We start from the raw sequence: 25324 nt of genomic DNA on the forward strand, positions 1-25324 counted from the left end.
CTAGCCAGTCTCGGCGCGACCGCGCCGGTCGGCCCGCAGATTGGCGTAGAGCACATGGTTGCGCCAGCGGCCGTCGATCTGCAGGTAACTTTGCGCCACGCCCTCATACTTGTAGCCGCAGCTCTCGAGCAGGCGGCGCGAGGGGGTGTTTTCGGGCAGGCATCCCGCCTCGATCCGGCTGAGGTCCATGACGTTGAAGGCGTGGTGCACCACCGCCAGCACCGCTTCGCGCATGTAGCCCGCACGGGCGAAGGGCTTGCCGATCCAGTAGCCGGTCGTGCCCGCCTGCGCCGGGCCGCGGCGGATGTTGTCGAGGGTAATGGCCCCCAACAGCATCTGGTCGGCGCGCCGGATCAGGAACAGCGGCAGCGCGGTGTTCTGGGCGATCGAGCGCTGCGCCCAGTAGACGCGGTTTGTGAAGGCGCGGCGGGTCAGGTGGTCGGCCGCCCAAGTCGGCTCCCAGCGGGTCAGGAAATCCGCCGAGCCCTCGCGCAGCGCCGCCCAGGCCCGGTAATCGCCATGCACGGGCGGGCGCAGGGTCAGCCGCTCGGTCTCGATCTGGACCCGCCGCCGCTGGCCGAGCATCAGGCGGCGAGCCTTTCCTTCAGCTCGTCGAGACGCGGCGCCTTTTCCGCCGGGCCGTAGAGCGCCAGGGCACTGCCGGCGCCGCCCGCCGCATGGGCGGCGAAGGCGCGGACATCCTCGACGGTGACGGCGTCGATCTTCTCGACCGCCTCCTCGATGCCCGGCACCCGGCCCCAGATCGCCAGCATCCGCGCCAGGCGCTCGGCCCGGTTCGACGGGCTTTCCAGCCCCATCAGCATCCCGGCCTTCATCTGCGCGCGGGCCCGGGCGACCTCGGCCTCGCTCATGTCGTCGGCCGCGCGCTTCATCTCGTCGATGGTGAGCCGCGCCAGATCGCCGATCTCCTCGGCCGAGGTCCCGGCATAGATCGTGGTCATGCCGGTGTCCTCATAGGCCCCGGCCTGCGCGAAGATAGTGTAGCACAGACCCCGATCCTCGCGGATCTTCTGGAACAGGCGGGACGACATGCCGCCGCCCAAAGCGGTGGCGTAGATCTGCGCCGTGTAGATCGCCGGATCGCGGTAATGCGGGCCTTCGAGCGCCATCGCGAAATGCACCTGCTCGAGCGGCTTGATCACCCGCCTCTCGCCGCCGAGGAAACGCGCGGGCGGCTGGATCGGCGCGGTGACGCGCGGCGCCAGCCCGCCGAACAGCCGTTCGGCCGCGGCCACGATGGCCTCGTGATCGACATCGCCCGCCGCCGACAGGATCAGCTGCCCCGGGCCGTAATGGGCTTGGGTGAACGCCTCGAGATCGGCGCGGCTGAAGCGCGCCACCCGCTCGGCGGGGCCGAGGATGGTGCGGCCCAGCGACTGGCCTGGATAGGCCTCTTCCTGGAGCCAGTCGAAGATGATGTCGTCGGGCGTGTCCAGCGCCTGGCCGATCTCCTGCAGGATCACGCCGCGCTCGACCTCGATTTCCTCGGGCGAGAAGACCGGGTTCAGCAGGATGTCGGAGATCACGTCGAGCGCGAGGTCCACGTCCTGCCCAAGCACCCGGGCGTAATAGGCGGTCATCTCGCGCGAGGTATAGGCGTTGATGTAGCCGCCCACGTCCTCGATCGCCTCGGCGATGGCCAGCGCCGAGCGTTTCGCCGTGCCCTTGAACGCCATGTGCTCGAGGAAATGGGCGATACCGTTCTGGTCCTCGGTCTCGTGTCGGCCGCCGGCCAGCACCCAGATGCCGATCGAGGCCGATTGCAGCCCCGGCATCCGCTCGGTGGCGATGCGGAAGCCGTTGGACAGGGTATGCAGCTGGACACTCACCGTGCGATCTTCTCCCGGATGACGGATTGCAGGGCGGCGAGGTCGTTCTCGACCCGCGTCACCCGCTCGGGGCGGTCATACAGCCCTGCCATCCGGGTGGGAAGGGGCGGCCGGACCGTGGTGGCGGCCTCGACCGCGTCGGGGAACTTCGCGGGATGCGCGGTGGCGAGCGTCACCATCGGATTGTCGCCCAGATGCGTCTCGGCCACGTGCACGCCGACCGCAGAATGCGGGCACAGAAGCTCGCCGGTCTCGGCATGGAGACGGCGGATGGTCTCGCGCGTCTCCTCCTCGGAGGCCCGGCCCGAGGCGAAGCTGTCACGCAGCCGGCCGATCGCACCCTGGCTCACCGCGAAACCGCCTTCGCGCTTGAGCTCGTTCATCAGCTGGGTCACCGCCGCGCCGTCGCGCCCATAGGCATCCCACAGCGCCCGCTCGAAGTTCGACGACACTTGGATGTCCATCGACGGGCTGATGGTCGGCGTGACGCCCGCCTTGCGGTGCTCGCCGCTCTCGATGGTCCGGTGCAGGATGTCGTTGCGGTTGGTGGCGATCACCAGCCGCCCGATGCTGAGCCCCATGCGCCGCGCGATGTCGCCGGCGTAGATATCGCCGAAATTGCCGGTCGGCACGGTGAAGTCGATGTCGCGATGCGGCGCGCCGAGCGTGGTGGCGGCGGTGAAGTAGTACACCACCTGCGCCAGCACCCGGCCCCAGTTGATCGAGTTCACCCCCGCCAGCCCGACCTCGTCGCGGAAGTCGAAATCGTTGAACATGTCCTTGAGCGCGGCCTGGCAATCGTCGAAATCGCCGCTCACCGCGAGGGTGTGGACGTTCTCTTCCGACGGCGTGGTCATCTGCCGACGCTGCACTTCGGAGATCCGCTCATGCGGGTAGAGGATCACCACGTCGACATTGGCGAGCCCGCGGAAAGCCTCGATCGCCGCCGAGCCGGTATCGCCGGAGGTCGCGCCGACGATGGTGATGCGCCGCCCCGACCGCTCCAGCGAGGCCTGGAACAGCTGACCGATCAGCTGCATGGCAAAGTCCTTGAAGGCCAGCGTCGGCCCGTGGAACAGCTCCAGCAGGTGGTGGTTCGGGCCGAGCTGCTTGAGCGGCGCGCGGGCGGGATGGGCAAAGCCCGCATAGGCCCGCGCGATCAGCTCGCGGAATTCGTCATCGGTGAAGGCGTCGCCGATGAAGGGGCGCATCACCCGGAAGGCCACCTCCTCGTAGGGCTGGCCCGCCATCGCCGCGATCTGGGCGCGGTCGAACATCGGCACCGTCTCGGGGACGTAGAGGCCGCCGTCGCGGGCCAGACCGGTGAGCATCGCCTCTTCGAAGGAGAGGCTCGGGGCCTGGCCCCGGGTCGAGACGTAGCGCATGGATCGGTCCTTCGTGGTCAGGACGCGGCGCGGCGGCCGCGCCACAGGAAAAATCCGGTCATCACGGCCCAGACGGCGGCCAGCGAGAACCAGGTGATCGCGTAGCCGAGGTGGTCGTTCGGCACGGCGCCGCTGTCAAGCGGCATGGGGATGGTGCCGACCGACGGGCTGATCCGTCTTGCCACCACCAGAAGCGGGCGGGTGCCGAGCGCGGCGGCCATCGGCCCGACGTCGCGCGCGTACCAGATGTTGGCGGCGGTGTCGGCGGGCGGGGTCCATTCGTCAGCTTCCTGCGGCCAGTGCAGGTTGCCCGTGACCATCACGTCGAGCGCGGCGCGGCCGCGCTCCTTGGCCTCCAAGGGCACGAAGCCGAGATCGATCATCACCCGGCGACCGCCGGTGTCGAGCACGCCGATCACCCGGAAGCCGGGGCCATCCGCCGCGCTCAGCACGTGGATCTCTTCGCCGGTCAATCGGCCCTGGGCCACCACCGGCAGGTAGCGCTGAGCCTGCGGGTCGGCGCTCGACACGCCCGATAGCGGCACCGGGGCCGCGAGGATGCGTGAGTCGAGATCGGCAAGGATCGCGGTCTTCCACGACAGGCGCTGCACCTGCCAGACACCGAGGCCGAGCAGGATGGCGCAGCCCATGAGTCCCATGAGCAGGGGAAGGATCGTTCGGCGCATCTCGTCTCCGGAAACGAAAGGACGCGCGAGGAGGCCCCGCGCGTCCGTGAATCGGTGGGCCATGTGGCGGGCGGTCTCGCCCCGACCGCTCAGCTGCCCCAGACGTAGATCGCGAAGAACAGGAAGAGCCAGACCACGTCGACGAAATGCCAGTACCAGGCCGCCGCTTCGAAGCCGACATGCTTCTCGGGGGTGAAATGGCCGCGCTCGAGGCGGATCAGGCAGACCAGCAGGAAGATCGTGCCGATGATCACATGCGCACCGTGGAAGCCGGTCGCCATGAAGAACACGCCGCCATAGACGTTGCCGCCGAAGCTGAAGGGCGCTTCCCAGTATTCCAGCGCCTGGAAGCCGGTGAAGATCAGGCCGAGCACTACGGCGATGATCAGGCCGTTGCGCATGTCCTTGCGGTTGTTCTCATGCACCAGCGCGTGGTGCGCCCAGGTGGCCGCCGCGCCCGAGCACAGCAGGATCAGCGTGTTGATCAGCGGCAGGTGCCACGGGTCGAAGGTGGTGATGCCCTCGGGCGGCCAGACGCCGTCGACCATCGGGCTTTCGGGGCCCATCGGGTAGAGCGCGTTCTTGAAGAAGGCCCAGAACCATGCCGCGAAGAACATCACCTCGGACATGATGAACATGATCACGCCGTAGCGCAGGCCGATCTGCACCACCGGGGTGTGATCGCCGACCCGGCTTTCGCCGACCACGTCGGCCCACCAGCCATACATGCTGTAGAGCACGGCGGCGAGGCCGATCAGGAACAGCCAGGGGCCCGAGCCATGCATCCAGACGACGGCGCCGAACAGCATCGCGAAGGCGCCACCGGCGGAGATGAGCGGCCAGATGGACGGGGCCAGGATGTGGTAGTCGTGGTTCTTCTCATGCGCCATTGCGTCGGTCCCTCGGGCCTTTCGTTCAGTTCGTGTCTATCGCCTGCACGGCGGTTCGTGTCAAAGACTCGTTGCCCGGCGCCAGCGCCGCCGTCTCCGTGTCCTCTGGCAGGTCGATCTCGTAGAAAGTGTAGCTCAGCGTGATCTCGTGGACATACTTCGCCTCACGATGCTCCACGATCTCGGGATCGACGTAGAAGCTCACCGGCATCAGCACCGTCTCGCCGGGCTGCAGCACCTGCTCGGTGAAGCAGAAGCAGTCGATCTTCTCGAAGAAGCCGCCGGCCGCATAGGGCGCGACGTTGTAGGCCGCCTGCCCCGCCACCGGCCGATCGGTCGGGTTGTGGGCCTCGTAGAAGGCCAGCCCGGTTTCGCCGATCTTGAGCGTCATCTGCCGCTCGACCGGCTTGAAGGTCCAGGGCATGCCGCGATCGAGCGAGGCGTCGAAGCGCACGGTGATGGTCTCGTCGAGCACGGTGTCCGAGGCGGCCTCCGCCACCGAGGTGGCACCTCCGAAGCCGGTCACGCGGCAGAACCAGGAATAGAAGGGCACGGCGGCCCAGGCGAGCGCGCCCATCACCACGACCACGCCGACCATCTGCAGCGCCGTGCGGCGCAGTCTGCGATCCCGATCGGTCATTGCGCCGGCGCCTCCTCCTGCGGAACGAGCTGCGGCCGGGCGACATGGTCGAAACGCTCGAGCTCGACGATGTTGCCCAGGCTCAGCGTCTTGACCACGGTCAGGCCGAACATCAGGGCGACGAAGCCGACAAGCAGCAGCCCGACGCCCAAGTTGCGGCCCCGCCGGCGGTGATGCAGTTCATGTTCGACACGCATGGAAATGTCTCCTTATGCCCCGACCAGCCCCGACAGGATCTGCCAGGAACCGCCCCAGGGACGCAGCGCCGCCTCGATCAGAAGCGCGCCGAAATGCAGGAAAAGATAGCCGAGCGAGATCTTGAAGACCTTCTTCTCGGCGGCGTAGCCATCGGCCTCCGCCTGCGCCTCGTCGCGGCGCAGCAGCTTCCAGGCGCCGCCCAGGAACTGCAGGTTCAGCACGACCGCGATGGCGAGGTAGATCGGCCCGCCGATCGAGGTGAAGCCAAGGCCCAGCGCCACCGGCAGCAGCAGCAGCGTATAGGCGAGGATGTGGCGGCGGGTGGAGCGGCGGCCATGCGTCTCGGTCAGCATCGGCACGCCCGCGTCGCCGTAATCCGATTTCACGAACAGCGCCAGCGCCCAGAAATGCGGCGGCGTCCACATGAAGGTCAGCGCGAACATCAGCACGCTCTCGAGGGCGATGTCGCCGGTCGCGGCGGCCCAGCCGATCATCGGGGGGAAGGCGCCTGCGGCGCCGCCGATGACGATGTTCTGCGGCGTCGAGCGCTTGAGCCACATCGTGTAGATCACGGCGTAGAAGAAGATAGTGAAGGCCAGCAGGCCAGCGGCCAGCGGCCCGGCGGCGAGGAACAGCACCACCACCGAGAAGCCCGACAGCGCCAGCCCCAGCGCCAGCGCGTCGCCCGGCGTCGTCTTGCCCGACGGGATCGGGCGCGACTTGGTGCGGCGCATGATCGCGTCGATGTCGGCGTCCCACCACATGTTGAGCGCGCCGGAGGCACCGCCACCGACCGCGATGCACAGGATCGCCACGAAACCGATGAAGGGATTGACCGGTACCGGCGCGACCACGAGGCCGACCAGCGCGGTGAAGACCACAAGCGACATCACCCGCGGCTTGAGCAGCGCGAAGTAGTCCTTGAGCCCCGCTTCGGGGGCCCCGGGATAGCTCAGGTCGGTCATGCTGGCATCGGTCATGCGGGCTCCCGTCCGGCGGTCATCATCCGCCGTCGCTGCTGGCGCGGTCGCAGGGCGCGTCGACCCCGCCGTCGCGGCCGGGCGGTCCCGGCCGGTCGTCATGTCGAATGGCGGCGATGCCGCCTCGTCGGGCGGGCGCCTGCGCGCCCTGCCCCGTCAGCCACGTCCCGGGTCAGGCCGGGAACTCTTCCTTGGCGCCGGCGAGCCACTGCTCGTAGGCCTCGGGGCTCACCACCTTGACGGTGATCGGCATGTAGGCGTGGTCTTTGCCGCACAGCTCCGAGCACTGGCCGAAATAGACGCCTTCCTGCTCGGCCTCGAACCACAGCTGGGCGATCCGGCCCGGCACCGCGTCCTGCTTCACGCCGAAGGCCGGGATGGTCCAGGAATGGATCACGTCGGCACCGGTGACGTCCATCACCACGGTCGCGCCCACCGGCACCACCACGGCGGTGTCGGTCGCCAGCTTGAACTCGTCGGCGCCGTAGCCGGCTTCGTTCAGCTCGGCCAGGATCTCCTCGTTGAGGTTGCCCATGCCGGCACCGATCATGAAGCTCTCGAAGGCGACGTCCTCGTCGACATACTCGTAGCCCCAGTACCACTGGAAGCCGGTCACCTTGATCCGGACATCACCCTCGGGGATCTCCTGCTGGTCGAACAGCACCGGCAGGGAGAAGGCGCCGATGAAGATCAGGATCACGATCGGCACAACGGTCCAGGCGATCTCGAGCGGCGAGTTGTGGGTGAAGGTCGCGGGCTTCGGATTGGATTTGCGGTTGTAGCGCAGGATCACGAAGGCCAGCAGGCCGGTGACGAAGAGCGTGATCGCGGTGATGATCACCAGCAGCATGCCGTCGAGCCAGTGGATGTCGCGCGCCAGCTTGGTCGCGGCGGGTTGCCAGCCCACGGCCCCGTCAACCGGACGGCCGATGATCGGCAGCTCGGCGATCGTCTCCTGTGCCGAAACCGCGCCCGCCGTCAGGCTGGCGGCGATGGTCCCGAGCATGGCGAGGGGCTTTGTGAGGTGCATGTCTCTACCTTGCATGTGTGGCGTAATCCGGCGCCCCGAGGCCCCCGCGCGGGCGGAATCCCCTGTCGTCCGCGGGTCTATTCCCATAAACTGTCGCGCAGAACAAGCTGTCGGGTTGCGGCAAAGGGACGCTCGCCCTACCTGCCCCGGCGCCCCTTTCCCACCCGCCGAGGACGCCAGATGACCGCACGCCAGGCCGAACCCGCCTTCGACCCCTTTGCCACACATCTCGACCGCGCCGCGGCGTTGCGGCTCCTGCGCGAGGCGGTGGCGGGCGCCGATGATGGCGAGGTGTTTCTCGAGCGGCGCCGTTCCGAGGTGCTGGGCTTCGACGACGGGCGGCTCAAGCACGCCAATTTCGACGCGGCCGAGGGCTTCGGGCTGCGCGCGGTGCGCGGCGAGACCGCCGGTTACGCCCATTCGACCACGATCGACGAAGCGGCGGTGGCCCGCGCCGTCGCCACGGCCCGGCTCGCTGTGGGCGATGGCGGCGGCACGCTGGCCGAGGCGCCGGCGCGCACCAACCGCCACCTTTATACGGATGCCGACCCGATCATGGGCGCGAGCTTCGGCGCCAAGGTCGACATCCTGCGCGAGATCGACGCGGTGGCGCGCGCGCTCGACCCGCGGGTGGTGCAGGTGACCGCCAGCCTCGCCGCCTCGCATCAGGAGGTGGCGATCCTGCGGCCCGAGGACGCGCTCTATACCGACATCCGCCCGATGGCTCGGATCTCGATCGGCGTGATCGTCGAGAAGGACGGGCGCCGCGAGAGCGGCCACATGGGCGGCGGCGGACGTTTCGGCCTCGACGGGCTGATGGCGCGCGACCACTGGGAGCCGGTGCTGCGCGAGGCACTGAGGATCGCGCTGGTCAATCTCGACGCCGAGGCAGCGCCCGCCGGCGTCATGGACGTGGTGCTCGGGCCGGGCTGGCCCGGCATCCTGCTGCACGAGGCGGTGGGCCACGGCCTCGAGGGCGATTTCAACCGCAAGGGTTCCTCGGCCTTTTCGGGGCTGATGGGGAGCGAGGTCGCCGCGCGCGGCGTCACAGTGCTCGATGACGGTACGATTCCGGATCGCCGCGGCTCGATCACTTTCGACGACGAGGGCACGCCCTCGAACCGCACCACGCTGATCGAGGATGGCAAGCTGGTGGGCTACATGCAGGACCGGCAGAACGCGCGGCTGATGGGCGTCGCGCCGACCGGCAATGGCCGGCGCGAGAGCTTTGCCCACACGCCGATGCCGCGCATGACCAACACCTACATGCTGGCGGGCAATGACGATCCCGAAGCCATGGTCGCCGACCTCAAGGACGGGATCTGGGCGGTGGGCTTCGGTGGCGGGCAGGTCGACATCACCTCCGGCAAGTTCGTCTTCTCCTGCACCGAGGCCTACCGGGTGAAGAACGGCAAGGTCGGCGCGCCGGTCAAGGGCGCGACCCTGATCGGCGACGGCGCCACTGCACTCAAGAAGATCCGCGCCATCGGCAATGACCTCGCGCTCGACCCCGGCATCGGCAATTGCGGCAAGGCGGGCCAATGGGTGCCGGTCGGCGTGGGCCAGCCTTCCCTGATGATCGGAGGCCTGACGGTGGGCGGATCGGGCAGCTGATACGCCTTTCGATTTACGCGCTGTTAACCGAGTCGCCCTAGTTCTGGTCGGGCAACAGGCGAGGCGCGGATGGCCCAGAACCCGACTTCTTCCGCTCACCCCCCACTCCCACCCACCTCGGAAGAAGACACGCTGTCCCGCCTGCGCCTGTTGCGCTCCCGCCGCGTGGGGATCGTCACCTACTGGCGCCTGATCGCCGAGCATCGTTGCGCGCGCGACGCGCTCGCGGCGCTGCCCGACATTGCCCGTGCCGCCGGGATCGAGAATTACGTCCCCTGCCCGCCCGAGGCCGCGCGGGCCGAAATGGCGGCCGCCGCGCGGCTCGGGGCGCGGTTGCTGGCGCATGGCGATCCCCTCTACCCCTCTGACCTTGCTGCCCTGCCCGACGCGCCTCCGCTGCTGTGGATGCGCGGTCGCGCGGCACTGTTGCGCCGTCCGCTGCTGGCCGTGGTCGGCGCGCGCAACGCCTCGTCTCTCGGGTTGCGCATGGCGCGGCGCATGGCGGCGGATCTGTCGGAGGCGGGCTGGGTCGTGGTATCGGGGCTGGCGCGCGGCATCGACGCCCAGGCGCATGAGGCCGCACTCGGCGGCGGCACGATCGCGGTGACCGCTGGTGGCGTCGACGTGACCTATCCGCCCGAAAACGCGAAGCTGTACGACCGCATCGCCCATGACGGGCTGATCCTGTCGGAGCAACCCATGGGCCTCGCACCGCAGGGACGGCACTTCCCGGCCCGCAACCGCATCGTCGCCGGACTCGCACGTGCCACCATCGTGGTCGAGGCCGCGCCCCGCTCCGGCAGCCTGATCACCGCCCGAGCAGCACTCGAGGCGGGGCGCGAGGTGATGGCCGTCCCCGGACACCCCTTCGACGCCCGCGCCGGCGGCTGCAACGCGCTGATCCGCGACGGCGCGACGCTGATGCGCGGTGCGCGTGACGTGCTGGACATCCTCGGAACACCCGCCGCGCCTGCGCCGACCATCGCCGAGCGTCCGACGCCCCGGCCGCCGGATGCTCCGGTCGAGGAGCTGGAGCGGCGCATCCTCTCGGCCCTTTCGGCCGCGCCGCTGGCCGAGGACCAGCTGCTGCGCGATCTCGGCCTTCCGGCGGCGCAGGTGGCCCCGGCGCTGGTCGACCTCGAGCTCTCGGGCCGGGTCGAGCGGCAGCCCGGGGGGCTGCTGGTGCGCCGGGACCTTGCCCGGACCGGCTGAGACCAAGCGACAGAGGGCGGATTGACATTGCGGCGGCGGCCGCCACATGTTGCGCGCCCAAAGCGCCCCTCCCCTGTCCCGAGGATTCCCCATGCCCGTCGTCGTCGTCGAATCTCCGGCCAAGGCCAAGACGATCAACACTTATCTCGGGTCGGACTACACCGTCCTCGCCTCCTACGGGCATGTGCGCGACCTGCCGCCAAAGGACGGCTCGGTCGACACCGAGAACGATTTCGACATGCGCTGGGAGGTCGGAGCCGACAGCCGCAAGCACGTCAAGGCGATCGCCGACGCACTCAAGAACGACCCGAACCTGATCCTCGCCACCGACCCTGATCGCGAAGGCGAGGCGATCTCTTGGCACCTTCAGGAGGCGCTGACCGCGCGCAAGGTGCTCAAGAAGGACACACCGGTGTCGCGCGTCGTGTTCAACGCGATAACCAAGGCCGCCGTGACCGAGGCGATGAAGAACCCGCGCGAGGTCGACGCGCCCTTGGTGCACGCCTATCTGGCGCGCCGCGCGCTCGACTACCTGGTGGGTTTCAACCTGTCGCCCGTGCTGTGGCGCAAGCTGCCCGGCGCGAAATCTGCCGGCCGGGTGCAGTCGGTCTGCCTGCGGCTCATCGTCGAGCGCGAGATGGAGATCGAGGCGTTCAAGCCCCGCGAATACTGGAGCGTGAAGGCGCAGCTGGTCACGCCGCGTGGCCAGGAATACGAAGCGCGCCTCACCGTGCTGGCCGGCAAGAAGCTCGACCGCTTCGACATCGCCGACCGGACCCAGGCCGAAATGGCCGTGCAGGCCGTGGCCTCGCGCGATCTCACGGTATCTTCGGTCGAGGCGAAGCCGGCGTCGCGCAACCCCTCCGCACCCTTCATGACCTCGACGCTGCAGCAGGAAGCCAGCCGCAAGTTCGGCATGGGCGCGCGCGCCACGATGTCGGCCGCCCAGCGCCTCTACGAGGCGGGCTACATCACCTACATGCGGACCGACGGCATCGACATGGCGCCCGAGGCAGTGATGGCCGCCCGCGACGAGATCAAGTCGCGCTACGGCGAGGCCTACGTGCCCAAGAGCCCGCGCATGTACAAGAACAAGGCCAAGAACGCGCAGGAAGCCCACGAGTGCATCCGGCCTACCGACATGTCGCGCGACGCGTCGAAACTGGCGCGGCTGGAGGCGGACCAGCGCAAGCTCTACGACCTGATCTGGAAGCGCACCCTCGCCTGCCAGATGGAAGCCGCGCGGATGGAGCGCACCACCGTCGACATCGCCAGCCGGGACGAGCAGGTCGTGCTGCGTGCCACCGGCCAGGTCGTGCTCTTCGACGGCTTCCTCAAGGTCTATGAAGAGGGCCGCGACGACGTCGAGAGCGATGACGACCGCCGCCTGCCGCAGATCCATCAGGGCGAGGCCGCCAAGTTCGCCTCCGGCACGCTCAAGGGTGCCTTCGCCAAGGCGACCGAGGAGAACAAGGACGCGGCTGTTCTCGGCGGCCCCGATGCCGTGCTGGCACTGCAGCACCACACCCAGCCGCCGCCGCGCTACACCGAGGCGACGCTGGTGAAGCGTATGGAAGAGCTCGGCATCGGCCGTCCCTCGACCTATGCCAGCGTCATCGGCACGATCCAGGACCGCGAATACGTCACCAAGGACAAGAACCGGCTGATCCCGCAGGACAAGGGGCGGATCGTCACGATCTTCCTGCTCAACTTCTTCAAGCGCTACGTCGAATACGACTTCACCGCCGAACTCGAAGAACAGCTCGACGACGTCTCGGCCGGCAAGGCGGACTACAAGGAGCTGCTGGCCCAGTTCTGGCGCGATTTCTCGGCGGCCATCGCCGAAACCTCGGAACTGCGCATCACCGAGGTTCTCGACGTGCTCGACGAGGCATTGGCGCCGCAGCTCTATCCGCCGCGCGAGGATGGCTCCGATCCGCGCATCTGCCCGCAATGCGGCACCGGCAAGCTGCATCTGAAGACCTCGCGCACCGGCGGCTTCGTCGGCTGCGGCAACTATCCCGAATGCCGCTACACCCGCCCGATCGGCGGTGACGGCGCCGACACCGGCGCCGACCGGGTTCTGGGCGAGGATGGCGGCGACGAGATCTGGCTCAAGACCGGGCGCTTCGGTCCCTATGTCCAGCGTGGCGAGCCGACCGAGGACCAGCCCAAGCCCCCGCGCGCCTCGCTGCCGAAGGGGTGGCAGGCCGATGCGATGGATCTCGACAAGGCGCTGACGCTTCTGTCGCTGCCGCGCCTTGTCGGTCACCACCCGGAGGATGGCGAGCCGGTCGAGGCTGGGCTTGGTCGCTTCGGGCCCTTCGTCAAGCACGGCAAGCTCTATGCCAACCTCAAGGAGGTTGACGAGGTCTTCGAGATCGGCATGAACCGGGCGGTCGAGGTACTGGCCCAGAAAGCCGCCGGGCGCGGTGGCCGCGGCGCGGCCGCCAAGGCGCTCAAGGAGCTGGGCGAGCACCCTTCGGGCGGCGCGATCTCGGTGATGCCGGGGCGTTACGGGCCCTATGTGAAATGGGAAAAGGTCAACGCCACCCTGCCCAAGGACGTGGAGCCCGAGACGGTGACGCTGGAGCAGGCGATCGCCTTGGTCGATGCGAAGGCCGCCAAGGGCGGCAAGAAGGCCCCGGCCAAGAAGGCGGCGGCGAAGAAGCCCGCCGCCAAGAAGACCACGGCCAAGGCCAAGACCGCGACCAAGAAGGCCCCGGCCAAGAAAACTACGAAAAAGGCCGCCGACGCGGCCGAATGAGGCTGGAAGCCGCGCCGCCCGCTGCGGCGCGGCATTTCCATTGACTTCGCGCCCGCTCGGCGCAAGGCTCCCCCCGTGACAACAGGGGGAGAGCGATGAAAAAGACCTATCCGGACGCGGCTGCCGCGCTCGACGGGCTTCTGTCCGACGGGATGCTGATCGCCGCCGGAGGCTTCGGCCTGTGCGGCATTCCCGAGCTGCTGATCGCCGCCATTCGCGATGCGGGCGTCAAGGATCTCACCTTCGCCTCGAACAACGCCGGCGTCGACGATTTCGGCCTCGGGCTGCTGCTGCAGACCCGGCAGGTGAAGAAGATGATCTCGTCCTATGTGGGCGAGAACGCCGAGTTCATGCGCCAGTATCTGAGCGGAGAACTCGAGCTGGAATTCACGCCGCAGGGCACGCTCGCGGAGCGCATGCGTGCAGGCGGCTCGGGCATCCCGGGCTTCTACACCAAGACCGGCGTCGGCACCAAGGTGGCCGAGGGCAAGGAGGAGAAGGTCTTCGACGGCGAGACCTACATCCTCGAGCGAGGCATCGTCGCCGACCTGTCGATCGTCAAGGCCTGGAAGGCCGACGAGACCGGAAACCTTGTGTTCCGCAAAACGGCGCGCAACTTCAACCCGCCGGCGGCGATGTGCGGCCGGATCTGCGTGGCCGAGGTCGAGGAGATCGTTCCGGCCGGCAGCCTCGATCCCGACCATATCCACCTGCCCGGCATCTACGTGCACCGGCTGATCCAGGGCGAGCACGAGAAGCGCATCGAGCAACGCACCGTGAGGGAGGGCTGAACATGGGCTGGGACCGCAAGCAGATGGCGGCACGCGCGGCGCGCGAGCTCGAGGACGGCACCTATGTCAATCTGGGGATCGGCATTCCGACCCTGGTGCCGAACTACATCCCTGAAGGCGTTCACGTGACGCTCCAGTCCGAGAACGGGATGCTGGGCATGGGCCCCTTCCCGACCGAAGATGAGATCGACCCCGACCTCATCAACGCGGGCAAGCAAACCATCACGGAGCTGCCGCACACCGCCTATTTCGACAGCGCCACCAGCTTCGGGATGATCCGTGGCGGCAAGATCGCGATGGCGATCCTCGGCGCGATGGAAGTGGCCGAGAACGGCGACCTCGCGAACTGGATGATCCCGGGCAAGCTGGTCAAGGGCATGGGCGGCGCCATGGACCTCGTCGCGGGCGTCGGTCGCGTCGTCGTGGTCATGGACCACACCTCCAAGCATGGCGAGAGCAAGCTGCTGAAGGAATGCACCCTGCCGCTTACCGGCAAGGGCGTGGTCGACCGGGTGATCACCAATCTCGGCGTTCTCGACGTGGTCGAGGGCGGGCTCAGGATCGTCGAATGCGCCCCGGGCGTGACCGAGCAGGAAATCCGCGACGCGACCGAGGCGACCATTGTCTGATCGCGAGATCCGTCGCGAAGGCGGCCCCGACAGGGGCCGCTACGCGCTCGATCTCGGCGGTGGGGCGGAGGCGGAGCTCACCTGGGTGGCGCGGGGCGACACCCGCATCGCCACCCATACCGGCGTGCCGCGCGCATTCGAGGGGCGCGGTCACGCCGCGGCCCTCGTCGCGGCTATGGTCGAGGATGCGAAATCCGAAGGCTTTCGCATCGTTCCCGCCTGCTCCTACGTCGCGCTCTGGGCGCGCAGGCACCCCGAGGCGGCGACGCATTTCGTCTAGAGATTGTTGACGCCGAAGACACAGCCGTCGCTCATCAACACGGGCGGCGTGATGCACAGCCCCCGCGCCACCCCCCAGGCCGCGAGCACCTTGGGCACGTAGGCGCGGGTTTCCGCATAGGGCGGCACCCCGCCATTGTCGCGCACCGCCCCTTCGCCCGCGTTGTAGCCCGCGAGCGCCAGAATGGGGTCGCGGTTGAAATGTCCCATCAACCAGTCGAGATAGGCGATGCCGCCGCGGATGTTGTCGGGAGCCACGGCCCGGTCGCGTACGCCGAAACGGGCGGCGGTGGCGGGCATGAGCTGCATCAGCCCCTGCGCCCCCGCCGAGCTTACCGCGTCGGCGCGCCCCGCGCTTTCGACCGAGATCACCGCCAGCGCCAGAGCTGGCGAGACGCGTGTGCCGATGGTGGCGCGCATGATGTCGGGGCCGTGGATGCGGGCGATTTCCTGCAGCTGCTGCAGCCGTGGCGCGACGGCCGCCCCCGGCGGTGCCGCACGAAGCGCGGCCAGCGCCGGTTCGAGCCGGCCCGGACCGCCATCGGCGAGCCGGGGCGACACCGTCTCCCAGAACCAGGCCGCCGTCGTCGCACCTTGTGACTTACCCGAAGAAGCCGCGCCTGTAGGCTGGCCGCCCTGCCCCGCCGCCGGGGGCGCGGCCGGCGCACGCGGCGCCGCGGGGTCGATCTGCACGGTGATCCGACGCGCGCCGGGCTTGGGGACCGCGATCCGGCGATAGGTGAAGTCGGTGCCGATCCGCTCCGCCATCACCGGCATCGCAGGGCCGAGAATCAGGGCGGCCAGCAACACCGTGCCGGCGATTCTCCTGCCCAACGCCATGCCTCACCGCCCGTTTTCGTCCGATTCCCTGTCGAGAGTAGCGATGCCGATCGCGCAACGATGCCCCCCTGCGGCGAGGATTTTGCAGATGGTGAGAATGCGCCACTTCCTTTCGTATAGCGGCCGGCGTCAGCCGCTGTGAAATCGCTCCAACCGGGACAAACTCCCGCCCCATTCCGACGGCCATATGGGTTCATCCACTGCGATGGACGAGTACACAGCCAACACACGGACCCGCAGAGGCAAGCGTATACCTACCACCCCCCAGGAGGGATCTGACATGCTGAACTTCATCAAGACCTTCGCCCGTGACGAAGCTGGCGCCGTGACCGTTGACTGGGTCGTCCTGACCGCCGCTGTGGTGGGCCTCGGCGTCGCCATCATGGGCCAGGTTGCCAGCGGCACCAAGACGATGGCCGGCAAGATCGGTTCTGAGCTTTCGACGACTACCATCATGGGCGCAGGCGATGGCGGCACCTACTAAAGGTACGTGATTTTCTAAGCTCCCGGGGGCCGCATTCTAGTGCGGCCCCCGCTTTGTTTTTGGGCGGGCGGCAGTAGCAATGGCCAATCCATCGTCTTGCACCTTCGGCGCCAGACAGACGCCCCGCCCTTGACGCCACGCATCCATGGCCGCGCCACAATCGGCCGACAGTGTCGAAGCAACATGAAAACGCGGGCCTCGTGCCCACAACAGGGTCGACCGGATGAAGCGTCGTAAATTCAGGATCCAGTCCGATCAGGATGGGTCCGTCACCGAATGGAGCGCATTGCTGGCTGGCTCCGTTGCGCTGGCACTTCTCGCGGGCGCGGCCTTCAGCGAGGTCGCGACCAAGATGCTGGCGGATCTGAAGAGCACGGTCGAGACCGAGTTGCGGGACGATACCGCCCCGACCCCATGACGCCCGTCGCGCAAGGAGACACGAGATGAGAGCAGTATTCGGACTGGTTTTCGCCCTGGGCCTCGGGCTCGCTGGCTTCGCCGTCTACATGGTCAAAGGCTATTTCGACCAGCAGCAGGCCGCGCTCGCCGCCGAACGCGCAGCGGCCGCGCAGAGGCTCCCCACGGTCGAGGTGGTGGGCGTGAAGAACCCTCTGCCTTACGGCACGGTGATCACCCGCGCCGATCTCAAGCCGATCCAGTACACCGAAGCCTTCCTGCCGGAGGGCACCTTCCCCGGCCTCGAGGAGCTGTTCCCCGAAGGCGAGGACGTGCCCCGCATCGTGCTGCGGCCGATGGAGCCGAACGAGCCGGTGCTGGCTTCCAAGATCACCGCGCCGGGCGGCGATGCGGGCATCAGCACGCGGCTCGATGCCGGCATGCGGGCCTTTGCGATCTCCGTCAACGCCACCAGCGGCGTCTCGGGCTTCCTGCGGCCGGGCGACCGGGTCGACGTCTACTGGACCGGCTCGGTCTCGATGAAGGGCGAGGCTCGCGAGGTGACCAAGCTGATCGAAACCGGGCTGGAGCTCGTCGGCGTCGACCAGACCGCCGACAAGGGTCGGTCCGAGGCGATGATCGCGCGCACCGTGACGGTGCAGGCCACGCCGCAGCAGGTCGCCAAGCTGGCGCAGGCACAGTCGACCGGAACGCTTGCCCTGTCGCTGGTGGGCCTTAGCGACGACGCCGTGGCCGGTGCGGTTCAGGTCGACCAGCGCAGCCTGCTCGGCATCGTCGAGGAGGAGGCACCCGAACCGCAAGTGGTCGCGGCCCCTGCCCCCGCGCCGCAGGTCTGTTCGGTCCGCACCCGTCGCGGAGCCGAGGTGGTCGAGATCCCGATTCCCTGCACGAACTGAACCGACTGGGCGCGCGGCCTGTGGCCGGGCGCCCACAAACGAGGTCCGGGGGTCGGGCCGCATGGGACACGCGCGTTGCATTGCCTGCCCCCGTCGGGCAGGCTTCGGCCGGACGGGGCGTTGCAAGACCCCGATGCAGGACCTGCAGCGAGGCGGCACGATGAACATCCCAAGCATCTTCCGGGTCGGGCTGGCCGGGCTCGCCTTCGGGCTCGCCCTGCCGGGCGCCGCGACGGCCCAACCGCTGCGCATCCTCGCCGGGTCGCCCTCGGCGGCGCTGCAGGTGCCGATGAACCGCGCCGTTGTGGTCGAGAGCGACATTCCCTTCGTCGAACTGTCGATCGCCAATCCCGGCATCGCCGACATCTCGTCGCTCACCGACCGGACCATCTATGTGCTGGGCAAAGCGCCGGGGCGCACGACACTGACCGTGCTGGGCGAGAACGGACGGCTGATCAGCAATGTCGAGGTGCAGGTCACCCCCGACATCGCCGAATTCAAGGAACGGCTTGAGCAGATCCTGCCGGGCGAGCCGATCGAGGTGCGGACCGCCAATGACGGCATCGTGCTGTCGGGCGTGGTCAGCTCGATCGCCAAGCTCGACCGCGCGCTGGAGCTTGCGCAGCGCTACGCGCCCGAACGCGTGTCGAACCTGATGAGCGTCGGTGGGACCCAGCAGGTGATGCTCAAGGTCCGCTTCTCGGAGATGCAGCGCTCGGTGAGCAAGTCGCTCTCGGCCTCGCTCGGCGCGCGCGGCACGGCGCTGGGCAACGATCTCGGCCTGGCCATCGGCACCAACTCCCTGAACAACTCCGGTGGCCTGGGCACCGCTTTGAGCGGCTCGCTGCCCGCCGCCGGCACCGCCAATGCCTCGACGCTGTTCGGCTTCAACGCCGGCGGGGTCGAGGTCGGTCTGCTGCTCGAGGCGCTGGAGAGCCGCGGCGTGGTACGCACCCTGGCCGAACCCAACCTGACCGCTTTGTCGGGGCAGGAAGCGAGCTTTTTGGCGGGTGGCGAATACCCGGTCCCGGTGAGCCAGGAGAACGGCAACATCTCGATCGACTACAAGCCGTTTGGGGTCGAGCTTCAATTCGTGCCCCGAGTGGTCGAGGGCGACCTGATCAATCTCGAACTCAAGGCCGCCGTCAGCTCGATCGATCCGACCAATGGCTTCACCTCGAACGGCTTCACCGTCGACGCCTTCAGCCGCCGCGAGACATCGACCACGGTCGAGATGCGCGACGGCGAAAGCTTTGCCATCGCCGGGCTGCTCTCGGATGACTTCCGTGACCTCAAGGGCCAGGTGCCGTGGCTCGGCGACGTTCCGGTGCTGGGCGCGCTGTTCCGGTCGGCCGAGTATTCCCGCCAGCAGACCGAGTTGGTGATCATCATCACGCCGCACCTGGTGACGCCGACGCGCGGCGAGACGCTGGCCATGCCGACCGACCGGGTCCGCCCGCCCTCCGAGCGCGAGCTGTTCCTGTTCGGCCGCGTCGCCGCCGACCGCGCGCCCCAGAGCGGAAGCGCCGGGGAAATCGCGCGCCAGGACTTCTCGGGCTCCTACGGCTACGTGATGGACTGAGAGGAGATCCGAGATGCGCCGCCTTCTGACCTCATGCGGCTGCGCGCTCGCGCTCGCGGCCTGCACCGCCCCGCCCGGCTTCGATCAGGAGGCAGGGCTGGTCCATCCGAGCTTCGGCACCGCGACCCGGACCAACACCCTCGCCCAAAGCGGGGCCTCGGAAGGGCTGCGCGTGGATCTCGCCCGGCAATTCGCGGCCGAGGTCGACACCACGATCACCTTCGCCTTTGATTCGGATGCGCTCGACACCGCCGCCCGCGCCGCCCTGCAGCGCCAGGCCGCCTGGATCCGCCGTTACCCGGAATTGCGGTTCCGCGTCTATGGTCACACCGACCTCGTCGGCTCCGAAGCCTACAACCAGGCGCTCGGCCTGCGCCGGGCCCGCGCCGCGGTCGCCTATCTGGTCTCTCAGGGTCTCGACGCGCGCCGTCTCGAGGCGGTGGCCTCCTTCGGCGAGACTCGGCCGCTCATCGCCACCACCGACCCGGAGCGTGCCAACCGCCGCACCGTCACAGAGGTGTCGGGCTTCGTTCAGGGCCATCCCAACCTGCTCAATGGAAAATACGCGGCGGTCGTGTTCTCGGGCTACGTCGCCAGCGCCGCCCCGGACAGCGCCGTCGCGGCAGGCCAGAGCGCGCTTGGTGGCGGCACCGCGGAGCCCTGAGTCGCGTGGCGACAAAGCGTCGAACCATGCCTTGATCGTTGCCACCGTTCCAACAATTTCAGCTTTTCAGCCCCATTGCAGCCATCATTGAACGGCAAGACTCGTAGTGTGGAGGAGCGGCCCCGAGGGTTCGTCCCACGGATCGCACGCTTCGCCCCGGCGAGGCCCTCCCGCATGACAGAGGATTGGAAGGCATGAACAGCACGGCCCCCCTGCAACCCGAGCCCCAGCCGATCGCAGCCTGCACGATCAGTCGTGACGTGCAGGAATTCGACCTGCTGATCGAGGACATGGAGGCCGCGATGGGCGAGAACTGGGGCGATCTCGGCTTTGCCGACGCCCTGGCCTTTCTCGAGCAGCCCGAGGCGGAGGAGCTGGAATTCATCGCCGTCGCGCTGAGCAAGGAAGACGAGCGCGACCTGCCGCTGATCGCCGACATCATCGCCCATGCCAAGCGACGCGGCATCAAGGTGGTGCTGATCGCCGACGAGGTCAGCCCCGGCGCACTGCACCAGCTGCTGCGCGAGGGCGGCGACGAGTTCGTCCCCTACCCGCTGCCCGAAGGCGAACTGGCGCAGGCCATCGAGCGGCTTCGCTCGGGGGCCGGACCGATCCTGCCCGAGCAGCAAGCCGCGCCGCCCAAGGTCACCAATGACCGCTCGGGCGTGGTGATCCCGGTCCAAGGTCTGTCCGGCGGCAGCGGCGCGACGACGCTCGCGGTCAACCTCGCTTGGGAGCTGGCCAATGTCGACCGCAAGGCGCCGCCGAAGGTCTGCCTGATCGATCTCGACCTGCAGTTCGGCTCGGTCGCCACCTATCTCGACCTGCCGCGCCGCGAGGCGGTGCTGGAGTTCCTGAGCGACCTCGCCACCGCCGAGGGCGAACGGCTGATGACCGCCATGGTCCCCTACCAGGATCGGCTGCAGGTGCTCACCTCGCCGGCCGAGCTGGTGCCGCTCGACCTGATCGGCCCCTCGGAGGTGGAGCGGCTGATCGAGATGGCCCGGGTCAACTTCGACTACGTCGTGATCGACATGCCCTCGAGCCTCGTCGACTGGTCCGCGACGGTGCTGCAGGCGGCACATGTCTACTTCTCGACCCTCGAACTCGACATGCGCTCGGCCCAGAACACGATGCGGATGAAGCGGGCGCTGCAATCCGAGGAGCTGCCCTTCGAGAAGCTGCGCTTCGTGCTCAACCGCGCGCCGGGCTTCACCGACCTGTCCGGCAAGAGCCGGGCCAAGCGGCTCGCGGATTCGCTCGGGATCTCGATCGAGCTGCAGATGCCCGATGGCGGCCGCGCGGTGACCCAGAGCGCCGATCACGGCACGCCGCTGGCCGAGGGTGCGGGCAAGAACGCGCTGCGCCGCGAGATCGCCAAGCTCGCCCGCTCGGTCCACAAGGTCAACATGTCCGAGGCGCGGGCCCCCGCCTGACGCCCCGAAGGGAGCGCAACCCATGTTCTCGAAGTTCCGAAAGCCAGAGCCAGGCCAGCCCGTGGCCGCCCCGCAGACCGCTCCTGCCAACGCGCCGGCCTCCCCGGCCACAGCTGCGGCCGCCCTGCCCCCGCCGACCGCCGCCGCGCGCCGAGCTGCGACGGCCACCGCGGAGACCGCGCGCCGCGCCGCCGAAGCAGGGCCCGCCGAGAAGGAGCGGCGCCGCAAGGAGCGCCTCGCCGAGATCAAGCTCGAGGTGCACAAGGCGCTGCTCGACACCCTCAACCTCGCCGCGCTCGACAAGGCCAGCGAGCAGGATCTCCGCAACGAGATCAATGCCATCGCCAGCGAGACGCTGGACCAGATGGGGGTGTCGCTCACCCGCGAGGAACGCGCCGGCCTTGGGCAGGATCTGTATTTCGAGGTGACCGGCCTCGGCCCGCTCGAAACCCTGCTCAAGGATGACAGCGTCAACGACATCCTCGTCAACGGCCCGCACCAGATCTTCGTGGAGCGCGACGGCAAGCTGCAACTCACGGACATCACTTTCAAGGACGAGCGCCACCTGCTCCGGATCATCGACAAGATCGTCTCGGCCGTGGGTCGGCGTGTCGACGAATCGAACCCCTATGTCGACGCCCGCCTCGCCGACGGCTCGCGCTTCAACGCCATGGTTGGGCCGATCGCAGTGGATGGTAGCCTGGTCTCGATCCGCAAGTTCAAGAAGGACAAGCTCGGCATCGACGACCTGATCCGCTTCGGCGCGATGTCCGAGGAAATGGCCGCTTATCTCGAGGCGGCGGTGGCGACGCGGCTGAACATCATCGTGTCGGGCGGCACCGGCTCGGGCAAGACCACCACGCTCAACGCGCTGTCCTCCTTCATCGCCGACAACGAACGGATCCTGACCATCGAGGATACCGCGGAACTGCAGCTGCAGCAGACCCATGTCGGTCGCATGGAGAGCCGCCCCCCCAACGTCGAGGGCAAGGGGGCGGTGAGCCAGCGCGACTGCCTCAAGAACGCGCTGCGGATGCGGCCCGACCGGATCATCGTCGGCGAAACCCGCGGCGAGGAAGTGATCGACATGCTGCAGGCGATGAACACCGGCCATGACGGCTCGATGACCACGATTCACGCCAACTCGGCCCGCGACGGCGTGAGCCGACTCGAGAACATGATCGCCATGGCCGGGCTCGAAATGCCGATCAAGGCGGTACGCAGCCAGATCGCCAGCGCCGTCCACCTGATCGTCCAGGCCAGCCGCCTTCAGGACGGCTCCCGCCGGATGACCTCGATCACCGAGATCACCGGCATGGAGGGCGACGTGATCTCGATGCAGGAGATCTTCCGTTACCGCCGGGTCGGACTGAATCCCGACAACAGCATCATCGGCCACTTCACCGCGACCGGCGTCCGCAGCCATTTCTCCGAGCGGTTCCGGCTTTGGGGCTACGACCTGCCCGCCTCGGTGTTCGAACCCGTGGGAGGGAAGTGACGCATGAACCTCAGCGCCGAACCGGTCATCTACGGCCTCGTCTTCATCGCCGTCCTCGTGCTGGTCGAAGGGGTGTATCTCACCATCTTCGGCCGCTCGATCAGCCTCAACAGCCGGGTCAACCGCCGACTCACTCTGCTCGAGAAGGGCACGCGGCGCGAGGAGGTGCTCGAGCAGCTGCGCAAGGAGATGACGCAGCATCTTAAGGCCCGCCGGGTTCCGCTCTATGCCCTGCTGGCGCACAAGGCACAGAAGGCCAACATCGCCTTCAGCCCGGCCCAGCTCGTCATGCTGATGGCGGGGCTGGGCTGCGTGGCCTTCGCCGGGCTGACGCTCGGAACCGGGGCCGGTCTGCCGATCCGCATCGCGGTCGCCGCCGCAATGGGGGTCGGCGGCGTCTATGTCTGGGTTAGCAACAAGGCCAAGAAACGGATCGACCTGATCGAGGCGCAACTGCCCGAGGCGATCGAATTGATGGTGCGCTCGCTGCGCGTCGGCCACCCGTTTTCCTCGGCGATCGGCATCGTCGCGCGCGAGGTCCCCGACCCGCTGGGCTCCGAGATGGGGGTGATCGCAGACGAGGCCGCCTATGGCCGTGACATGAGCGAGAGCCTCAAATCGATGGCCGAGCGGCTCGACATGCAGGATCTGCGCTTCCTGGCGGTGGCGGTGACGATCCAGCGCCAGTCGGGCGGCAACTTGGCCGAAATCCTCGACGGCCTGGCAAAAGTGGTGCGGGCGCGGTTCCGGCTGTTCAGGCGGGTCAAGGCGATCACCGCCGAGGCCAAGTGGTCGGGCATGTTCCTGTCGGGATTTCCGATCGCGGCATTGATCGGCATCAACCTGATGGACCCGAACTACTACGATGAAGTCAGCCAGACGTCGGTGTTCATTCCGGCCTGCTTCGCCGTCGCGGCCTTTCTGATCATCAACATCATCGTCATGCGCGCCCTCGTCAACATCAAGGTCTGACCGATGCTCCAACTGCAACAGATCCAGGCCATGCTCGTCGAGCGCTTCGGACCCGCGGGACCGGTTCTCGCCCTCGGGCTGATCGGGATCGTGCTGATCCTGCTGACGTTGCCTTCGCTGCTCCACCGCCGCGAGGACCCGCTCGACAAGCTCAAGGCGCAGAACGGCCACGGCCCGGTCGCACCAGCCGATGCCGCCAAGTCCGCGCGGCTGCGCACCCCCTCGGCCGCCGACAAGCTGGAACGCTACGCCACCTTCCTCGAGCCACAGAACGCCAAGGAGTTCTCGGCGATCCGGCTGCAGTTAATGCAGGCCGGCTACCGGTCGCGCCATGCCGTCCGGATCTTCCACTTCTCACAGTTCGCGCTGGGCATCGTGTCGCTGATCGGCGGGCTGACCTATGTGCTGAGCCAAGGCGCCGAGGGGGCCACCGACCAGATCGCGCCGACCCTGATTCCGGCGGCAATCGGCTATCTGCTGCCGCGCTACTGGGTAACCCGGCGGCGCGAAGCGCGGCGCCAGCAGATCACCGACGGCTTTCCCGACAGCCTGGACATGATGTTGGTCTGCGTCGAGGCGGGCCAGTCGCTCGACCAATCGATCATCCGCGTCAGCCACGAGCTGCGCGCGGGCTATCCTGACTTGGCTTGGGAATACGGCCAGGTGGCGCATGAGATGAAGGCGGGCAAGGAAAAGACGCAGGTGCTGCGCGACCTGTCCGAGCGCTGCGGCGTGACCGACATCTCGAGCTTCGTGACCGTGCTGGTGCAGAGCCAGCAATTCGGCACCTCGATCGCCGACGCGCTGCGGGTCTTCTCGGCCGAGATGCGCGACAAGCGGGTGATGCGAGCCGAAGAAAAGGCCAACACCTTGCCGACGAAGATGACGCTGGCGACGATGATGTTGACGGTGCCGCCGCTGCTCATCATCCTGATCGGGCCGTCGCTTCTCGACATCTACATGACCCTTGGCGGCGGGGCTTCAGGGAACTGACGCGACCGACATGCGCCCACCGCTCCTGCCTTTCGTGGTCCTGCTCGCGGCCGCCTGCTCCGACGCGGGCGGCCTGTCTGAATCCGCGGGTGGGGTCTATGCGCCCGGCCCGTCCGGTGCCCCCGATGTCGATGGTCTGATCGTCGGTCACCGGCTGATGGCCGCGAACGAAGCCGAGCTGGCGCTTGCCGCCTATGGCCGCGCGGCGGCAGAGCAGGGCATGGATGTCGACACGCTCTCGGCGATGGGATCGGCCAATCTGCGGCTCGGGCGACTGGGTCAGGCCGAACGGCTGCTGCGCCGCGCGGTTGAACTCGACCCCGAATTCGCGCCGGCCTGGAACAACCTCGGCGTGGTGCTGATGGAGACCGACCGCGCCCCCGAGGCGGCCGAGAGCTTCCTGCGCGCCTTTGCGCTGGTGGATGGCAATGATGACAGCGTCCGCGACAACCTCCGCCGGGCTATCGCCAAGCGCGATGCCGCCCTCTATGCTGGCGAGGAGGAACCACAAGAGTTCCAACTGGTGCGGCGCGGACCGAGTGAATACGCGATCCTGACCGCGCTTTGAGGATGACGAGCAGCAAAGGACCC

General features: G+C 68.1%; 26 protein-coding genes. 16 read left to right on the plus strand and 10 right to left on the minus strand.

Annotation, left to right across the window (positions count from 1 at the left end; genetic code table 11):
* The 9 genes from T8T21_RS07015 to coxB form a co-directional block, all read right to left on the minus strand.
* On the minus strand, window positions 1-585 hold the full coding sequence (locus T8T21_RS07015) for a GNAT family N-acetyltransferase (protein WP_322337329.1): 585 nt from the start codon (window positions 583-585) through the stop codon (window positions 1-3).
* A complete protein-coding gene (locus tag T8T21_RS07020; protein WP_183474000.1) occupies window positions 585-1850 on the minus strand; it encodes a M16 family metallopeptidase in 1266 nt (421 codons plus the stop codon). Before T8T21_RS07020 ends, T8T21_RS07015 begins: the two co-directional genes overlap by 1 nt.
* On the minus strand, window positions 1847-3235 hold the full coding sequence (gene thrC / locus T8T21_RS07025) for a threonine synthase (RefSeq protein WP_322337330.1): 1389 nt from the start codon (window positions 3233-3235) through the stop codon (window positions 1847-1849). The genes T8T21_RS07020 and thrC overlap by 4 nt, the downstream gene beginning before the upstream one ends.
* Window positions 3236-3252: 17 nt before the next feature.
* The gene (locus tag T8T21_RS07030; RefSeq protein ID WP_183473994.1) at window positions 3253-3921 is read right to left on the minus strand and encodes an SURF1 family protein; all 669 of its coding nucleotides are present in this window, start codon (window positions 3919-3921) and stop codon (window positions 3253-3255) included.
* Between the two features lie 89 nt (window positions 3922-4010).
* Entirely contained in the window at window positions 4011-4811 is an 801-nt protein-coding gene (locus tag T8T21_RS07035) for a cytochrome c oxidase subunit 3 (protein WP_183473992.1), read from the minus strand.
* A 25-nt stretch (window positions 4812-4836) separates the two neighbouring features.
* Window positions 4837-5451, minus strand: a complete 615-nt coding sequence (locus T8T21_RS07040; RefSeq protein WP_322337331.1) for a cytochrome c oxidase assembly protein — start codon at window positions 5449-5451, stop codon at window positions 4837-4839.
* Complete coding sequence (locus tag T8T21_RS07045; protein ID WP_407660120.1) at window positions 5448-5648, minus strand: hypothetical protein; 201 nt, start codon at window positions 5646-5648, stop codon at window positions 5448-5450. Before T8T21_RS07045 ends, T8T21_RS07040 begins: the two co-directional genes overlap by 4 nt.
* Window positions 5649-5660: 12 nt before the next feature.
* A complete protein-coding gene (gene cyoE, locus T8T21_RS07050; RefSeq protein WP_322337332.1) occupies window positions 5661-6629 on the minus strand; it encodes a heme o synthase in 969 nt (322 codons plus the stop codon).
* Window positions 6630-6801: 172 nt separating this feature from the next.
* On the minus strand, window positions 6802-7659 hold the full coding sequence (coxB, locus tag T8T21_RS07055) for a cytochrome c oxidase subunit II (RefSeq protein WP_322337333.1): 858 nt from the start codon (window positions 7657-7659) through the stop codon (window positions 6802-6804).
* 180 nt (window positions 7660-7839) lie between these two features.
* Here coxB and tldD point away from each other — a divergent pair, with 180 nt between their 5' ends.
* The 6 genes from tldD to T8T21_RS07085 all read left to right on the plus strand — a co-directional run bounded on the left by tldD (window position 7840) and on the right by T8T21_RS07085 (window position 14952).
* Complete coding sequence (tldD, locus tag T8T21_RS07060; RefSeq protein ID WP_322337334.1) at window positions 7840-9273, plus strand: metalloprotease TldD; 1434 nt, start codon at window positions 7840-7842, stop codon at window positions 9271-9273.
* Between the two features lie 69 nt (window positions 9274-9342).
* A complete protein-coding gene (gene dprA / locus T8T21_RS07065; protein WP_322337335.1) occupies window positions 9343-10485 on the plus strand; it encodes a DNA-processing protein DprA in 1143 nt (380 codons plus the stop codon).
* 91 nt (window positions 10486-10576) lie between these two features.
* On the plus strand, window positions 10577-13252 hold the full coding sequence (topA, locus tag T8T21_RS07070; RefSeq protein WP_322337336.1) for a type I DNA topoisomerase: 2676 nt from the start codon (window positions 10577-10579) through the stop codon (window positions 13250-13252).
* A gap of 95 nt (window positions 13253-13347) precedes the next feature.
* Window positions 13348-14043: a CoA transferase subunit A gene (locus T8T21_RS07075; protein ID WP_183473961.1), complete on the plus strand. Its 696-nt coding sequence runs from the start codon at window positions 13348-13350 to the stop codon at window positions 14041-14043.
* A 2-nt stretch (window positions 14044-14045) separates the two neighbouring features.
* Window positions 14046-14672 (plus strand): 3-oxoacid CoA-transferase subunit B, encoded by a 627-nt coding sequence (locus tag T8T21_RS07080; protein WP_322337337.1) that lies wholly within the window; start codon window positions 14046-14048, stop codon window positions 14670-14672.
* Window positions 14665-14952 carry a GNAT family N-acetyltransferase gene (locus T8T21_RS07085; protein ID WP_322337338.1) on the plus strand — a complete coding sequence of 96 codons (288 nt, stop codon included), beginning with the start codon at window positions 14665-14667 and terminating at the stop codon, window positions 14950-14952. Before T8T21_RS07080 ends, T8T21_RS07085 begins: the two co-directional genes overlap by 8 nt.
* Here T8T21_RS07085 and T8T21_RS07090 read toward each other — a convergent pair.
* Window positions 14949-15791 carry a lytic transglycosylase domain-containing protein gene (locus tag T8T21_RS07090; protein ID WP_407660121.1) on the minus strand — a complete coding sequence of 281 codons (843 nt, stop codon included), beginning with the start codon at window positions 15789-15791 and terminating at the stop codon, window positions 14949-14951. The genes T8T21_RS07085 and T8T21_RS07090 overlap by 4 nt on opposite strands.
* A gap of 280 nt (window positions 15792-16071) precedes the next feature.
* Between T8T21_RS07090 and T8T21_RS07095 the strand changes: the two genes are divergently transcribed.
* From T8T21_RS07095 to T8T21_RS07140, 10 genes are all read left to right on the plus strand, one after another.
* Window positions 16072-16275, plus strand: coding sequence for a hypothetical protein (locus tag T8T21_RS07095; RefSeq protein ID WP_322337339.1), 204 nt, complete (start codon window positions 16072-16074; stop codon window positions 16273-16275).
* A gap of 223 nt (window positions 16276-16498) precedes the next feature.
* Entirely contained in the window at window positions 16499-16693 is a 195-nt protein-coding gene (locus T8T21_RS07100; RefSeq protein ID WP_183473946.1) for a hypothetical protein, read from the plus strand.
* A 25-nt stretch (window positions 16694-16718) separates the two neighbouring features.
* A complete protein-coding gene (gene cpaB, locus T8T21_RS07105; protein ID WP_183473943.1) occupies window positions 16719-17588 on the plus strand; it encodes a Flp pilus assembly protein CpaB in 870 nt (289 codons plus the stop codon).
* Between the two features lie 160 nt (window positions 17589-17748).
* Window positions 17749-19170 carry a type II and III secretion system protein family protein gene (locus T8T21_RS07110; RefSeq protein WP_322337340.1) on the plus strand — a complete coding sequence of 474 codons (1422 nt, stop codon included), beginning with the start codon at window positions 17749-17751 and terminating at the stop codon, window positions 19168-19170.
* 13 nt (window positions 19171-19183) lie between these two features.
* A complete protein-coding gene (locus T8T21_RS07115; protein ID WP_322337341.1) occupies window positions 19184-19834 on the plus strand; it encodes an OmpA family protein in 651 nt (216 codons plus the stop codon).
* Between the two features lie 194 nt (window positions 19835-20028).
* Window positions 20029-21270: an AAA family ATPase gene (locus T8T21_RS07120; RefSeq protein ID WP_183473934.1), complete on the plus strand. Its 1242-nt coding sequence runs from the start codon at window positions 20029-20031 to the stop codon at window positions 21268-21270.
* 22 nt (window positions 21271-21292) lie between these two features.
* Window positions 21293-22768 (plus strand): CpaF family protein, encoded by a 1476-nt coding sequence (locus T8T21_RS07125; RefSeq protein WP_322337342.1) that lies wholly within the window; start codon window positions 21293-21295, stop codon window positions 22766-22768.
* Window positions 22769-22771: 3 nt separating this feature from the next.
* Window positions 22772-23740, plus strand: a complete 969-nt coding sequence (locus T8T21_RS07130; RefSeq protein ID WP_322337343.1) for a type II secretion system F family protein — start codon at window positions 22772-22774, stop codon at window positions 23738-23740.
* Window positions 23741-23743: 3 nt separating this feature from the next.
* The gene (locus T8T21_RS07135) at window positions 23744-24733 is read left to right on the plus strand and encodes a type II secretion system F family protein (RefSeq protein ID WP_322337344.1); all 990 of its coding nucleotides are present in this window, start codon (window positions 23744-23746) and stop codon (window positions 24731-24733) included.
* Between the two features lie 10 nt (window positions 24734-24743).
* On the plus strand, window positions 24744-25301 hold the full coding sequence (locus T8T21_RS07140; RefSeq protein ID WP_322337345.1) for a tetratricopeptide repeat protein: 558 nt from the start codon (window positions 24744-24746) through the stop codon (window positions 25299-25301).
* Window positions 25302-25324: the final 23 nt, after the last annotated feature.

Origin of the sequence: Limimaricola variabilis (assembly GCF_034371605.1) — a bacterium.
Classification (GTDB): Bacteria; Pseudomonadota; Alphaproteobacteria; order Rhodobacterales; family Rhodobacteraceae; genus Limimaricola; species Limimaricola variabilis.